This is a genomic window from Paenibacillus sp. ICGEB2008, from assembly GCF_000307675.1.
Lineage (GTDB): Bacteria > Bacillota > Bacilli > Paenibacillales > Paenibacillaceae > Paenibacillus > Paenibacillus polymyxa.
Genome location: NZ_AMQU01000002.1, coordinates 16,740 through 31,630 on the forward strand (window position 1 = coordinate 16,740; position 14,891 = coordinate 31,630).

A 14,891-nucleotide genomic window follows, 5' to 3' on the forward strand; every position below is an offset into this window, starting at 1 on the left:
TCAACTCCTTTGTTGTGATGAGATATTAAATGCACACAAAGGAGTGTTGGACCGTGCTATAAACTACTCTTCCTTAAAATAGGCGTATAACGAACTTAGCACCTCATTATGCCCAATCGCGCCGTAGCGTGAAGAGGTCTTTTAACGCGTCTGTAGACAGCTCAGTAATCCAGCCCTCGGTGCTGGTGATAATTTGGTCACTGAGCTGCTGCTTGCTCTCCAGCATTTCATCAATACGTTCCTCCAGCGTACCCAACGAGATAAATTTGTGAACCTGTACATCTTTGGTTTGTCCCATCCGGTAGGCTCGGTCTGTAGCTTGATTTTCCACAGCTGGATTCCACCAGCGATCAAAGTGAAAGACATGGTTGGCAGCTGTCAGATTGAGGCCCACCCCTCCGGCCTTGAGCGATAAAATAAACACGGACGGCTGCTCGTCAGGGGGAAGCGTATGTGATTGGAATTGATCAATCATTCGGTCACGCGCAGATTTGGATGTACTGCCGTTTAGATAGAGCACGGGTTCTTGAAGCTCCTGAGCGAGTACCTGCTGAAGCATCTGACCCATACCAATATACTGTGTAAAAATAAGACAGCGCTCGCCCTCTTCCCGTAGCTCCTTGACCATAGCCAGAATGCGCTCCAGCTTGGATGAACGGCTAATAACCGCTTCAAGAACGGGCTGACTATAATCAGAAGCTGCTGCATCCAGGAGCGCCTCCTTGGTTAAGAGAGCAGGGTGGTCACAAAGCTGCTTCAACTGGGTCAGGGCTGATAAAATGGCTCCTTTGCGCTCGATCCCCTCCAGCTTCTGCATCCGTTCCATCAGTTCTTTAACAATCTGATCATAGAGCGCACCCTGCTCGGAGGTGAGGTGAATGTACGTTTTCATCTCATTCTTGTCAGGCAAATCAAGCTGTATCGCAGGGTCCTTCTTTTTGCGCCGTAGCATGAAGGGCTGAACCAGCTTTTGCAAATCCAACGTGCGCTGCTCATTATGTTCTTTTTCAATAGCATTCATGAAGCGATTGCTAAAGGCGCGTGAGCTGCCCAAATAACCTGGATTGATAAAGTCATAAATAGACCATAGCTCGGACAGCCGATTTTCAATAGGTGTTCCTGTCAACGCGATACGATGACGTGCAGGGAAGCTACGCACAGCTGTGGATTGCTTGGTTTGCGCATTTTTAATGTTTTGCGCTTCATCCAGGCAGATCGAATCCCAAGTCATGCTCTGCAGCAGCTCTTGGTCCAGAGTTGCCGTAGCGAAGGAGGTCAGGATGACATCAGCTTGCTCGACTTTTTCGCGGAACAAGTCTCCTTGTTCTCGCTTGCTTCCATAGTGCAGCATGACCTTCAAGGAAGGAGCGAAGCGGCTGAGCTCCTTCTGCCAGTTGCCCAACACCGAAGTCGGGCAAATCAGCAACGAACTGGAGTGCACACCCGTCTCGGCGGCAATGTCCTGTAGGTGCAGTAAATAAGTGATAAACTGCACCGTTTTGCCGAGTCCCATATCATCGGCTAGGCACGCGCCCAATCCGAAGCGTCGCAAAAAGGCAAGCCATGCATACCCGTCCTGCTGATACGTCCGCAGCTCGGCTTGCAGCCCATCGGGTACGTCCAAAGCGGGCCATTCCGATTGCCGTCCGAGCTGGCTGATCAGCTTCAGTAGATGAGCGTTCAGCTCTACTTCCAGTCGGAAGCGTGCCGGGTCCTCCGGCTGCTCGCCCGAGGCGTCGCCTTCAGGCTCGTCGGTGTTACCAAGCAGATGCAGCTGCAGGATGTCCTGAAAGGACAATCCCTGAGTGCTGTCGATCCCGGCCATGGCGCGGCGGATTTGCGCCAGCAGCGCAGGGTCGAGCGCGATCCATTGGCCGCGGAAGCGCACCAAGCGCTCGTTGCGAGCCACGAGCTCGGTGAACTCCGACTCGCTCAGATCGGCATCGCCGATGGCCACACGCCAATCGAACTGGACAATGGAGTCCAGTCCGAACAGCGAGCTGCCCTTCGTGCGCTCTCCCGCCCCTTCGCCTGGGCGAACCTTGGCCCGCAGCTTTGGCTTCTTGCGGGTGGCTGCCTCCCACCAGGCTGGCAGCAGCACCTGCCAACCGCTTTCCAGCAGACGCTGGCTGTCGGTCGTCAGGAATTGCCATGCGGCTTCGTCAGAGAGCGGGCGGCTCAGTATGTCATCACGGCTTCCGGCACGCTGCCCTGCGGGCAAAATAGCGGTCAAGCGTTCCAGCCACCCGCCTGAGCGCTCACGCACATGCGCCGTCCATGCATCAGGCCATGATCCGGATGCATAGCCATCAGCGGCGAGCTGTACAGGCACCAGCAAGGCCGGGTCCTGCTTGTCCTGCAACACAAGCTTGAGCTGCCAGGACGGCTCGTCGTCCTCCAGCTCTGGCTCCAGCAGTTGCAGAAGCGGGCGGAACGGCGCCGTATCGGCCTTCCAGCCAATGGAGATCAGCCATGCCTGGGCATCCAGGCCTGCTGCGACCTGGCGTTGGGGAGCGAAGAGAACCGGATACTCTCTTCGCAAATCGGCGGCTTCCGCTTCGGTGCCGTACCAGCGCTGAAATACAGCGGCCGAGAACGCCGCTACCAGCCCATCGCGCTCGTTCTCATCCAGGCTGTCCAGCAAGGCAAGCTCTGCCGGTTGGACATTTTCCAACGCTTCTGCATCCCACTTCCAGTGCAGCTTCCCTGCCTGGAACGACGTGAAGCTGGGCACATAGGCTTTCATTTCAATGCAGTGAGCCAACAGAGGGATCAGCCGAAGCCACGGGGCATTGGCTTCGTCCCAGATCCATTCGATGTGCTTCAGCAACTCCTGCTCTGCCAGAAAAGGAATCACTTGCTCCGAGGGCAGCACGATAATATCTGTGTCTTGAACATGCTGAATCTCTAGCTCGGTGCCATAAAATGAAGCCTCATGCCAAGCAAACAAACGTTGCTTCAACATTTGACCGGAAATGCTATAGTTCATGGAGGAATCGCCATAAATTAGCGCGTCTCCATAGGTAGTTAATTGGATGTGCACCGTAATCGTTTCGGTATATTGGCTCATGATAACAATTTCCCTTTCCGCAATTCCTCCTGTAGCGCACGCAGGCGGCTGTGACGGCTGGTAAAGGTCGTGAAGAACAGCTCCCAGCGTGTTTCTTGCTTCATTTTTTTGTACAGCTTAAACAATCGCTTTAACAGCTTAACGGCTGCTTTGTAGCTGGCCCTGTTTTTTTCCAGCACATATCGTTCTACCGCTTGATGGTAAAAGGGTAGCAGCAACTCGGGAGCATTCTTTTCAATAGGTTGCAGCACGCTCACCCGAAAACTTAAAGGTTCACTGCGTATGCTTAGCTGATAGTCGATCCATTGCCGCCATTTCTCATGAGCAAGCAGGGCCTCTTCATACAGCCCACCCGCAAATGGAAGCATATCCACCAGCGTGTTCCACATGTCCTGCTCTGCTTCTGGGAGATGTTGCAAAACCAGCTCCCAATGATGCATATAATCCTGTAAATGATCATCCCGATGACTATGAAGCAGGGGACCGATATGTCGCAGGCCGTCTTTGAGACGTATCCAATCTTCGCCCTGTCGCAACGCATGTAAGAACAATAGCAATTGGCTGGAGGAGATGTTTAGTGGAAAAGCTTGTTCTGCCTCATGTAGCAGCTCCCAGGCTTTAGGATCCTGCGCTTGGTAAACATACATCCAGCTCCGAGCCAGCATCCACGGAAGGCGTGCCAACGTAGCACTACGCTCCTCTTCAGCTGCATGTAAATGCTGTAATTCTTCCGTATATATGCTAGAGTCCCGCCTTGCAGGATGCACCCAGTACAGCCAGAACTGATAATATGCGTCTGAAAAATAAGTACCGTTCCGCGACTCTATCAGCATTTTCTGGCGCAAATAAGCTAAAGTTTCTGCCATACGGGCTTCGTGCATCGGTTCATCAGTCAGCTCCAGTGGACTTTCAAAATCACGCTCAATCGCCTCTTTCAGCTCATCTGCGGCAATTTGTGTGTAGTAGCCCATATAGGTATGAGTGGGGTAACCCGTCCTGGGGGCCTGAGGTACCAGCTTCTCCAGTACACGCAGATGGGCATGCAGTCCATATAGCTGCTGCATACCGGGTGAGAGCGGCGGCTTCACAGCATAGATCGAAGCTAAAGCACTTTGCACATATTGGGAATTTTGAGTGTGCACATGATTAAGGGCGATACACTGATCGAACAGATCATGCCATTCGGAAACGGGCATGTCCGGTAGGTTGCTTGCTTTTTTACGGAGAGCATCTCTTGTTGCTTCCTTGTGATCCGGCGAAGGGTTCGACCGGAAAGCAGGTGTGGTACGGGTGTCTGCTTTTGTAGCCAACCGTGCAAATCCCGCCGAATGAGCGTTCACTAATGCGTGTACCGAACGTTCCTGTTCATTCGCGTAATTCAGTAATACAGCGATCATATGCTTGCAGTTGGTGCGAACAGGGCATGTACATCTGCTGGCAGCAAAAGCGCTCAAGTGAAGATCCACTTCATAGAGCTCGTTCCCGTCCACGACAGCCGCGATATGGTCAGCATTAGGCATTACGAATTCTTTGACCTTTCCCTGCTTAAAGTACTGAAAACCTCGTTTGATTGTCACATCATTAAAATGGTCAGCCACGTTTTGAATGAGCTGCTGCCACTGTATATCATCCATAAGATAGGTTGGTTTCATATGCAATAGTCTCCTAAGAGAGAATAGTTGATCTGATATTGATCTAATAGTAGCTTAACTCTTCCATTATATCAGTTCACGAATGTAATTGAGTGGAGGGGGCAGTTGGAAAATTTCGAGGAATAACCGCTGTCTAAAAAGTAAAACCCCTTACGCTATAGCATAAGGGGGGCATTGGCAAGAACGAGGAGGAAGTATCCTCTACTGTTTCCCATCCGGACTCTCTGTTCGATGGAAGACCATAGAGATGACAAGAAGCACTGAAGGTACTGCTGCACATACAACAATTCCAACATAACCTATTATTTTATCGAAGTTGCCTATTTCAATAAAATTTTGGGGATACATGCTCAGGCAAAATAATATAATTAACGGGAGATAACAGATATACTTGTTCCACTTTTGGGTGAGCTGGCTGATTCCAGTAACAATATAGAAATAATAATTTGAGGCGGTCATGAAGATTTTGATCGTCCACAAAATAATAAATAATATTTCAAATCGTTCCAGGAACGCACCGGGGAATTCAATTTGCTGTGCAAAAGAAACGACGGGCCACTGCAATCGGGAAACTTCTTCTACTGACATACAGCCAATGACCATCGTTACCATTAAAATATACAAACCCATTGCAATCGAGTAGCCAATCCACCCAGCCTTCCATGCTTTTTGTGGGTGGGTCATCACATTAGTTAATATAAGGATCGATTCAAAACCCATTGTAGAGAAAGGTATAACTTTAAGTGATTCAAAGATCGGACGCCAACCTTTATGGAAAACAGGGCGCAAATTATCAAGATTAAAATGGTTGATATTAAGAATGATCAACAATAAAAAAACAATAAAGGTTAAAGGAAAAAAAAGCTCGATCAATCGAACCATTGCATGGAGACCGCCCCAGGTCAAATACCCAATAAGCAGAAGAAACGGCAAGAGAATCATGCTTATTGGGGTTCTCTCCAGTGCAAGACCTTTGAGGAATTCCGCCATCATTCTACATACAAGAGAGCAGATCATCGTGCAAAACACAATAAATGCGATATTGATCAGAAAGCCGATGAATTTACCTGCAATCACAGGATTGAACTCATAGAACGTCTTCCCTGGGAATCTATGGCACAATTTAACATGGATAAAAATGACAACGATTCCAAGCAGAGTTGCCAGCAAAAGTCCCTGCCACACGTCGGGCGTGTGCGTCTTCTCCGCAATGGTTCTTGGTAAGCTGACAATACCCACAGCATACACGGTCGAAGTGACGGTAAATAAGGCTTGCAGGGTGGATATTTTTTCCTTTTTCATGGAAGGTATATTAGACATTATTCACCCTCTCCTTTTGTATAAGCACCAGTTCGCTCGATCTGTACTTTAGCCTTAACATCGATTGGTATTTGACTGAATGTATCTTGCCAATTTTCCTTTACCTGATCCCAGTAAGCGGGATAGTTCACTTTTACTTTTGTGCCAAAACCGACCACATCTGCTCTCATTTCTTTCTGGAGTGTGTTTAGCGATTGGGATACGGTATGTTTGATTTCATCCTGTGCCTCTTGTGTAGCGGTTCGGATGAACGATTCCTTCAAGAAGTCCTCAAAATCAACCGAATTTTCGTTTAATTTGATATCTGCTTTAATACGAACTGTGAATGAGAGATCCTGTCCATTGAGGTGGGGAATAAGTTTTCTATGGACATCCTCAACTTCAAAGACCATGTGTTGTTTCGTTTTTGAGTCCTCAATTCTAATAATTGAGCCCTTCGTTTTTCCCAGCATCCAGTTGATTCCGATGACATCCTCTTCGTCCAGCCAATAAGCAAATTTCTTCGTTTTGCCGCTGACCAGAGCTGCGCCAGAGAAGTGGTTGCCTCCATTGGTTTCTATGCCTTGAACGATGAAGTCAGCTCCTTGTGAGATATGCGTAGAAATTTCCCCTAATGTTATTCTATAAGGTATTTTTGAGTTTAAATTGCTGTTTTTAGCCATTGCTTCAAGGTCAATAGAAGGGATCTCTTGATGTTTACCGATCTTATTGAGCGCTTCTTTTGCATTGCCTTTTATGATCATAACAAGTGATTTTCGACTTGGTTTATAGGAGCGAGTAAACGTATCTAACAACTGGTCGATTCTTCTTTTTTGTATAGCTTGGTCACTAATCAAAATCAGGCGAATAAAACTATATAAAGGAGCACGGGATACCTGCTTGGCCTGTTCCCTGGAAGCAGACTGGATGGAATCCTTGTTAAAGGTTGTTACGTTGCTGTACATATTTTTTTTGGATTTCTGCGCGATTAAGTGCTGGTAGGTAAGTTCCAGCATATCCTGCTGATCCATATCAATGGCGACACCTTGAATAATACTCAAGTTATCGATCTCTCTGCTATCCCAACAACCGGTGAGGAGAGCACACACGATCCATGCGGCAAAGCATTTTTGCACCCAGAGGGTGCGACGAAACAGAAAGGCGTAAGAAATCATAGGTTTACTTCCTTTTCCTGTTAGAATGTGTTTCGTCCTGTGTTTTTAGCATGATCGGACGCTTTCTGAGGTATTTAAAAGGAACCCGTATCAAGGTGTCTTGTTGATCTCTTAGCCGAACAGGGGCCAGGGGTGACATGTAAGGAACTCCAAAGCTTTTGATCTGGACCATGTGTACGCCTAAAAAAATAAAGGCTAAAATTACTCCATACAGCCCATAAACCCCTGCGATCATCATAATGGGAAAACGAAGAAGCCGGATTCCGATACTGCCGCTGTACTGCGGGCTTGCAAAGGACGCAATGGCAGTAAGACCAACAACAATAATCAGAAAAGCACTTACAACCGCCGCCTCGACAGCTGCTTGTCCAATAACAAGACCGCCTACAATACCGATGACCTGTCCTATCCCTTTGGGTAGCCGCAGACTTGCCTCACGCAATATTTCCAATGCCACTTCCATAATTAAAGCCTCCACAAAAACGGGAAAAGGGATTCCCTCCCTTGAGGCAACGATAGATATGACCAGCTCAGGCGGGATTAATCCAGGATGGAAAGAAATGAGTGCAACGTACAACGAAGGCAGGAATGTTGCAATGAACAACGCCATTAAACGAAGCATACGGAAAAATGTTCCTAAAGGAAAACGCTCATAATAATCCTCTGGGGATTGAGCCAGCATCCAGAAGGTCATGGGAGCAATTAGGACAAAAGGGGTGCCATCTAGCATAATGACAACCCTCCCTGACATTAAGGCCGTTATCGCTTTATCCGAGCGTTCAGAGGCTTGAATCTGGGGAAACGGAGACCATGGATGTTCCTCGATCCATTGCTCAATAACCCCGGTATCAGAAGCATCATCCACATCAATCGTTTTGACTCTTCGCTTCACTTCCTGAACTAGCTCCGGATTTGTGATATCCGATATGTACAAGATTGCTAATTTACGGGAGGATCTCCTTCCAATGGTTATTTTGTCTATTCTGAAACTAATATCTTTGATGTGCCTTCTAACCATTGCCAGGTTACTTTCCAAATCCTCAATAAAACCTTCCCTTGGTCCTCTAACCAAAGTTTCGGTGCTGGGTTCATCAACACTTCGCGAAGGAAATTTGCCTGTAGAAGCAAAAAAAACATCATCCGTTCCTTCGATCAGCAGACAAGTATATCCCGATAATACTTTGCTTACACACGTCTCAAGGTCTGTCCCTTCTGTCATATCGATCGTAAATGCTGTCTGCTGTATCAACTCCTCCTTTATTTTCTCAGGATTAACTGGGGAGTGGTTTTCACGGACTCCAGTTAAAATGAGCGGCTTGACGATTTGTTCGTTAATCATACTTGTATCCGCAATACCGGAGAGATAGATCATAATGACATGAATTCCCGTTTGGCCTACATTCATTTTTTTGAAGACGACATCAGGAAGATGACCCAGGGTCTTTTTTAGATGGTCCAATTTCGCCTTGAGTGGTCTTGCCAATGACGTTTCCCCCTTCAAAAAACTTAAGCATGATATGCATGTAATATGTGTAAAATAGTGATAAATATTCATGAATCCTTTTGTACAGTACAAGAAAAAAACGAACACCTAATGGTGTTCGTCTCTAGTCATACATAACGTCATATGAACTTAATCAGAATGAGATCATTTTTTGAACTCGTAAAAATGTTCCTCCAGCATACTCAAAGAAAGCTCGGCTGTAGTGGCTACCACGATATCCGCACCTTGCATTTGCGAAGGCGTTCCTACACCGACCGCGAACATCCCGGCGCCCTTGATCGCCTGAATGCCGGCCTGTGCGTCTTCTATGCCGATACAATCGGCAGGCTGAACGCCCAAATTCGCAGCTCCGGCGAGGAAAATTTCTGGGTCAGGCTTGCCATTCCGAATGGCCGTAACATCCACCACACTGTCAAAATAGTGTGCTAGCTCCAGCCGATCCAGTATAAACGCTGCATTTTTGCTCGCAGAGGCGAGCGCGATGCCGATTCGGGCTTCACGAAGCTCCTTCAGAAGCGCTTTAATACCGGGAAGAACGTCTGCGGGAGTTAAAGCTGAGATAAGCCGCTGATACTCGGTGTTTTTTTGCATGGCCAGTTCTTGCTTGCCTTCTTCTGATAACGTATCGGACAGGTTACCACGCACTAGTATTTTTTCGAGTGATTCCGTACGGCTGATTCCTTTTAACTGTTCATTAAATTCCCGATCAAAAGGGATGCTGAGCGCTGCCGCCAAGCTGCCCCATGCCTGAAAATGATATTCAGCCGTATCTGTAATGACTCCGTCCAGATCAAAAATAACTGCTTTCATATGCTTTCCCCCTGTCTGGTCCATTTATGAAGCACTGTTCGCCATTAACGATTGCCCACTGGTAATGTGCGTTGGCTGTCCATACAGCTCCAGCGTCAGCGGTTCTCCGTCCAGCAGGGTAATGATTACTTCACCCTCCTGTACGAGAATACTTAGCAAGCGGCCGCGATAGTTGATTTTAAACGTATATTTGTTCCAGTCCTTCGGTAGAAAAGGGGAAAAGCTGAGTGTTTCATTATAGGTTCTCATCCCGGCAAATCCCTGTACAATCGCCAGCCAGCTTCCTGTCATGGAGGTGATATGGAGTCCGTCTTCGGTATCGTTATTATAGTTATCCAGATCCAGACGGGCCGTCCGTTTATACATTTCGACTGCCTTATCTTCCATTTTGAGTTCAGCGGCCAGCACGGCATGAATCGAAGGAGATAGACTGGATTCATGAACGGTCATCGGCTCGTAAAATGCAAAATTTCGCGCTTTTTCCTCCAGCGTGAACTGGTCTCCAAAGAAATAGAGCCCTTGCAGCACATCTGCTTGCTTAATGAAGCAGGAACGTAGGATTTTATCCCATGACCATTTCTGATTAAGTGGCAGATTGCTCGGATGCAAAGTGGATACAGGCTGCAAATCTTTATCCATAAAAGTATCGTGCTGTACGAAGACGCCCCGCTCTTCATCATACGGATAATACATGTTGTTGATGATATCTTGCCAATGTGCAAGCTCATCAGCTGTAACTGCCAGACGCTGCGCTTTCTCAGTCGAAATTTGAGGCAAGACCGATAATGTATATTTCAGAACCCACGCAGCCAACGTATTGGTATACCAGTTGTTATTGACGTTATTCTCGTATTCGTTCGGCCCGGTAACCCCGTGGATCATATACTGCTGACGACTGTTAGAAAAATGAACTCGATCGGCCCAGAAGCGGCTAATTTCGACTAGTACATCGATTCCGTAGTCATGCAGATAGGTCAAGTCCCCCGTATAATTGGTGTAATTGTAAATGGCATAAGCAATCGCACCGTTACGATGAATTTCCTCGAAGGTAATTTCCCATTCGTTATGGCATTCCACGCCTGTAAAAGTGACCATAGGGTACAATGCCCCTCGAAGCCCTTGCTGGGCTGCGTTATGCTTGGCACCTTCCAGTTGTTGGTGACGGTACAGCAACAGATTTCGCGTTACGTCCGGGTCTGCAAGCGCCAGGTACATAGGTACGGCATATGCTTCTGTATCCCAATAGGTGGCACCGCCATATTTTTCACCCGTAAAGCCCTTCGGTCCAATATTTAGACGGGCATCTTCACCGTAGTACGTAGAGAATAGCTGAAAAATGTTAAAACGTATTCCCTGTTGGGCCTCCGTATCCCCCTCAATTTCGACATCTGCCTTGTCCCAGCGTCTGGCCCAAGCGTCGATATGCTCTTGCTTTAGAGAGGTGTAGCCTTTGTTGACAGCTTCCACGGCGATGCGTTCACCTTGCGGAATCAATGCATCCTTTTCCATATCGCGTGAAGTGGTGACGGCTACAATTTTTTGCAGTTGGATACGGTCACCTGGCGAGACGTTATATTGATAGTGGCGTGCAGCATACAAAAAGCCCTCTTCCGTCGTCTGCTCATCTTGCCCCTCGGTTACAATACCCATGGTAGCGTTTACGGTAAAGCGCGGAATACCGAAGGGATTATCTATCGTCGTTGTGGACAGGCTGATGAATTGCTCTTGAACCTCACGGGCCTCTTCCAGCCAAAATACCTCGTCATAGTTGGTGTCCTCATTTTTCGTATTGCCGTCCAAATAAGGAACAAGCTCAATGCTTAAAGGCTGATCGCTTATATTTTCGACCTGATAATCAATCAGGCATAATTCACGTGTAGTAATGCTCAGAAAACGCTCTGTAGTGATACGAACCTGGTCGTTCACAGTACAAGCGCGCCGCAGGATTCCCTGCTTCATGTCCAGCTCCTGCACAAAATCGCTGATCTGTGCCGTAAATAAGTCCACTTCCTCTTGGTTTACAATCAGACGGATGCCGATGAAATTCATGGCATTGATGACCTTGCCAAAATATTCAGGATAGCCGTTCTTCCACCAGCCTACCTTTGTTTTGTCAGGGAACCATATACCGGAGATATACGTCCCTTGATGATGATCCCCTGAATAAGTTTCTTCAAAATTGCCGCGCATGCCCATATAACCGTTGCCTATGGACGTTAAGCTTTCCTGTAATCGCATGTGTGTGCTATGTAGAGTGTGTGTTGTCAGCTTCCAACTATCTACGTCAAATAATCGGTTGTAAACCATGATTGCGTACCCCTCTCGGAAAATGAGATCGTTGTTTTAACGGAACCAATATATGAGCGAGTTCAGTATATAGTGCAACCGTTTGCCCTGTCAACGCAAAAAAAACTGATTTTATGAATATCCACAAAATCAGTTCTTGTTCATTTCTTAGAGATTCATAGTGTCTGGCTTGATTTGCGCTCTACAATTCGGTGGGGAACAATGATGTGCTTGGTCAATTCTTTCGGGTCTTTAATTTTTTCGATCAGACTTTTGGCAGCCTGATAACCAAGGCTGAAGATATCAATATCCACGGAAGTAAGAGGGGGATTCATCAGCTCAGCCAGCATCAAGTTATTAAAGCTCACCATGGAGAGCTGCTCTGGCATGGATACGCCTAACTGAGCAAGCATTTTCTGTACGGCCATGGCTACAAGGTCATCGCTAACGATCATCGCTGTAGGTGGCGGGGAAGCCTGTAATAACGTGCGCATGTCCTCCAGATTAAAGGGCTCCCTAACCACGTATTCTTTTGGTAGAGGCAAGCCAGCCTCTCGTAGTGCATCTTGGTAGCCTCGGAGTCTTTCAAGATTTACGATGTGTTCCTGATCACCGCCAACATAAGCAATGCGCTCATGCTTCAGCCCCGTCAAATAAGTGACCACATCTTTGGCAGCCTGGTAGTTATCGTTGTCTACATGGGTAGTTTCACTGACAAACTGCTGAGGCTTGCCGATGACGGTATAGGGGATTTTCTCTTTATGAAGATACTCCACGATGCTGTCCTTTTGCTTGGAGTACAGGACAATGTAGCCGTCAACGCGTCCGGTCCGGGTCATCAACTTTACGCGGGATAGCAATTCATCACTCGTCTTGCCTGTGACAATCGACAGTGTATAGTTGTGCTCGTTTACCCATTCGCTGATCCCGCGTAGGCTTTCTGGAAAGAAAGGATTCTGAAAGATCGCCACGTCCGATTCAGGCATAATAATGCCTATCGACTGTGTGACACGGTTAGCCAGGCTTTGAGCGGAATAGTTGGGTTCATAGCCAAGCGCCTTCATTTCTTTGCGAACGCGTGCCTTGGTGGCTTCGCTGATTTTGGGGCTGTCTTGAATGACACGGGATACGGTGGAAGTAGCAACTTTAGCACGTTTTGCGACATCTTTGATGGTTACTGCCATCGTCTTCGTCTCCTTTTGCTATCTCAAGCAGAAAATATTATGTTCTATCATACGATATTGCTCCAATTTCAACAAATTAGCGGCTTTTTCGAGTATTTCTATCATCATTAACCAAGATATTTATAACTAGGGTATTGCCAATAGAAAGCGATATCATTATAATAATCGTGCAACCGATTGCATAATATTTTTTATTGAGCACTACCCATGCTATACATACTATAAGGGATGGAGACTGAACGAGCATGAAAAAACTTCTATCATTTGATTTTTGGCAAAAGCTTGGGAAGGCACTTCTTGTGGTTGTTGCTGTCATGCCAGCAGCCGGGATTATGATTTCACTTGGTAAAGTAGTAGCGATGTTGGCTGGCGATATTCATTTCTGGGTGACTGTCGGCGGGGTCATGGAGAATCTGGGTTGGGGTATTATCAACAACTTACACATCCTGTTTGCCGTGGCGATTGGTGGTTCCTGGGCTAAGGAACGAGCGGGCGGAGCTTTTGCGGCCTTAATTGCTTTTGTTCTCATCAATATTTCAACAGGAACGATTTTGGGCGTATCCTCGAAGATGCTAACACAAGAGGGAGCAACTACCCATACCCTCTTCGGTGCAACGATTCCAGTTAGTGGTTATTTCACCTCTATTTTGGGGGCGCCTGCACTCAATATGGGCGTGTTTGTCGGTATCATCTCCGGCTTCGTTGGGGCCGTGGTATTTAATAAATATTATAATTACCGCAAGCTCCCCGATGCTCTAGCTTTTTTTAACGGTAAGCGTTTTGTTCCTTTTGTCGTGATTTTATGGTCTGTAATCGTTAGTTTGATCATGTCTGCTGTCTGGCCATTTGTCCAAGGAGGGATTAACCAATTTGGCGTCTGGTTGGCGACTTCGGGAGAGTCGGCTCCTTTTGTAGCGCCGTTTGTCTATGGTACACTAGAAAGACTGCTGATTCCTTTTGGTCTTCATCATATGCTGACCGTTCCTATTAACTATACTCAACTTGGTGGCGTTTACACGGTGCTCACGGGTTCTGGAGCAGGAAGCGTTGTTGCTGGGCAAGACCCGCTGTGGCTGGCTTGGGCTAGTGATCTCAGTGCACTTCGTGGTACGGATCCGGCAGCCTACAACAGCTTGCTGGGAGACGTAACGCCTGCCCGCTTCAAAGTAGGACAGATGATCGGCGGAGCGGGTATCCTTATGGGGCTGGCCGTGGCTATGTATCGCCGCGTAGATAAAGATAAACGCAGCAAGTACAAGTCAATGATTTTCTCTGCAGCAGCAGCCGTCTTTTTAACAGGGGTGACGGAGCCGCTGGAGTTCATGTTTATGTTCGTAGCGCCCGTGTTGTATGTAGTTTATGCTATTCTTACCGGAATCGCGTTCGGAATGGCTGATATCATACATCTGCGTTTACATTCATTTGGTATGATTGAACTGCTGACTCGATTGCCATTGTCTATAAATGCGGGGTTGGTACAGGATATAATCAACTTCGTGCTGACTTGTGTTGTGTTTGCGGTAGCAACCTACTTTATCGCGTATTTTATGATCGGTAAATTCAAAATGGCTACGCCAGGAAGACTGGGGAACTATACGGATGAGGAGCCTCAAGCGACTTCCGAGGCAGAGAGTACATTAACGGATGGTGTGGCAGCGGTTTCAACTCAAAATCAATTGGCTGCGGATATCATCAAGACACTTGGGGGTGAGCAGAACATTGTCGAGGTGGATGCTTGCATGACCCGTCTGCGTGTGACGGTGAAGGATACAGAAGCTGTCGGGGATGAAAAGACGTGGAAAGCGCTAGGCGCCTTGGGCTTAATTAAAGTAGATAATGGGGTACAAGCGGTTTACGGACCAAAGGCCGATGTGCTTAAATCAGATATACAAGACATACTCAATAGGTGAT

9 protein-coding genes are annotated in these 14,891 nt (G+C 47.3%); 1 reads left to right on the plus strand and 8 read right to left on the minus strand.

Annotation, left to right across the window (positions count from 1 at the left end):
- Positions 1-106 precede the first annotated feature (106 nt).
- The 8 genes from C400_RS0100655 to C400_RS0100690 form a co-directional block, all read right to left on the minus strand.
- The gene (locus C400_RS0100655) at positions 107-3,070 is read right to left on the minus strand and encodes a DEAD/DEAH box helicase (protein ID WP_017425630.1); all 2,964 of its coding nucleotides are present in this window, start codon (positions 3,068-3,070) and stop codon (positions 107-109) included.
- The gene (locus tag C400_RS0100660) at positions 3,067-4,722 is read right to left on the minus strand and encodes an SWIM zinc finger family protein (RefSeq protein ID WP_017425631.1); all 1,656 of its coding nucleotides are present in this window, start codon (positions 4,720-4,722) and stop codon (positions 3,067-3,069) included. Before C400_RS0100660 ends, C400_RS0100655 begins: the two co-directional genes overlap by 4 nt.
- Positions 4,723-4,923: 201 nt before the next feature.
- A complete protein-coding gene (locus tag C400_RS0100665) occupies positions 4,924-6,024 on the minus strand; it encodes a GerAB/ArcD/ProY family transporter (protein ID WP_232795290.1) in 1,101 nt (366 codons plus the stop codon).
- A gap of 17 nt (positions 6,025-6,041) precedes the next feature.
- Complete coding sequence (locus C400_RS0100670) at positions 6,042-7,196, minus strand: Ger(x)C family spore germination protein (protein ID WP_017425633.1); 1,155 nt, start codon at positions 7,194-7,196, stop codon at positions 6,042-6,044.
- Positions 7,197-7,200: 4 nt separating this feature from the next.
- Positions 7,201-8,679 carry a spore germination protein gene (locus tag C400_RS0100675; protein WP_017425634.1) on the minus strand — a complete coding sequence of 493 codons (1,479 nt, stop codon included), beginning with the start codon at positions 8,677-8,679 and terminating at the stop codon, positions 7,201-7,203.
- Positions 8,680-8,844: 165 nt separating this feature from the next.
- Positions 8,845-9,510: a beta-phosphoglucomutase gene (pgmB, locus tag C400_RS0100680; RefSeq protein ID WP_017425635.1), complete on the minus strand. Its 666-nt coding sequence runs from the start codon at positions 9,508-9,510 to the stop codon at positions 8,845-8,847.
- 24 nt (positions 9,511-9,534) lie between these two features.
- The gene (locus tag C400_RS0100685) at positions 9,535-11,817 is read right to left on the minus strand and encodes a glycoside hydrolase family 65 protein (RefSeq protein ID WP_016820176.1); all 2,283 of its coding nucleotides are present in this window, start codon (positions 11,815-11,817) and stop codon (positions 9,535-9,537) included.
- Positions 11,818-11,972: 155 nt separating this feature from the next.
- A complete protein-coding gene (locus tag C400_RS0100690) occupies positions 11,973-12,980 on the minus strand; it encodes a LacI family DNA-binding transcriptional regulator (RefSeq protein WP_017425636.1) in 1,008 nt (335 codons plus the stop codon).
- Between the two features lie 245 nt (positions 12,981-13,225).
- Between C400_RS0100690 and C400_RS0100695 the strand changes: the two genes are divergently transcribed.
- Positions 13,226-14,890 carry a PTS transporter subunit IIBC gene (locus tag C400_RS0100695; RefSeq protein ID WP_016820178.1) on the plus strand — a complete coding sequence of 555 codons (1,665 nt, stop codon included), beginning with the start codon at positions 13,226-13,228 and terminating at the stop codon, positions 14,888-14,890.
- Position 14,891: the final 1 nt, after the last annotated feature.

Coding starts and splice junctions, on each gene's coding strand:
- C400_RS0100670 (WP_017425633.1), bottom strand. CDS start 7,196: ATGATTTCTTACGCCTTTCTGTTTCGTCGCACCCTCTGGGTGCAAAAA.
- C400_RS0100695 (WP_016820178.1), top strand. CDS start 13,226: ATGAAAAAACTTCTATCATTTGATTTTTGGCAAAAGCTTGGGAAGGCA.
- pgmB (WP_017425635.1), bottom strand. CDS start 9,510: ATGAAAGCAGTTATTTTTGATCTGGACGGAGTCATTACAGATACGGCT.
- C400_RS0100660 (WP_017425631.1), bottom strand. CDS start 4,722: ATGAAACCAACCTATCTTATGGATGATATACAGTGGCAGCAGCTCATT.
- C400_RS0100685 (WP_016820176.1), bottom strand. CDS start 11,817: ATGGTTTACAACCGATTATTTGACGTAGATAGTTGGAAGCTGACAACA.
- C400_RS0100665 (WP_232795290.1), bottom strand. CDS start 6,024: ATGAAAAAGGAAAAAATATCCACCCTGCAAGCCTTATTTACCGTCACT.
- C400_RS0100655 (WP_017425630.1), bottom strand. CDS start 3,070: ATGAGCCAATATACCGAAACGATTACGGTGCACATCCAATTAACTACC.
- C400_RS0100690 (WP_017425636.1), bottom strand. CDS start 12,980: ATGGCAGTAACCATCAAAGATGTCGCAAAACGTGCTAAAGTTGCTACT.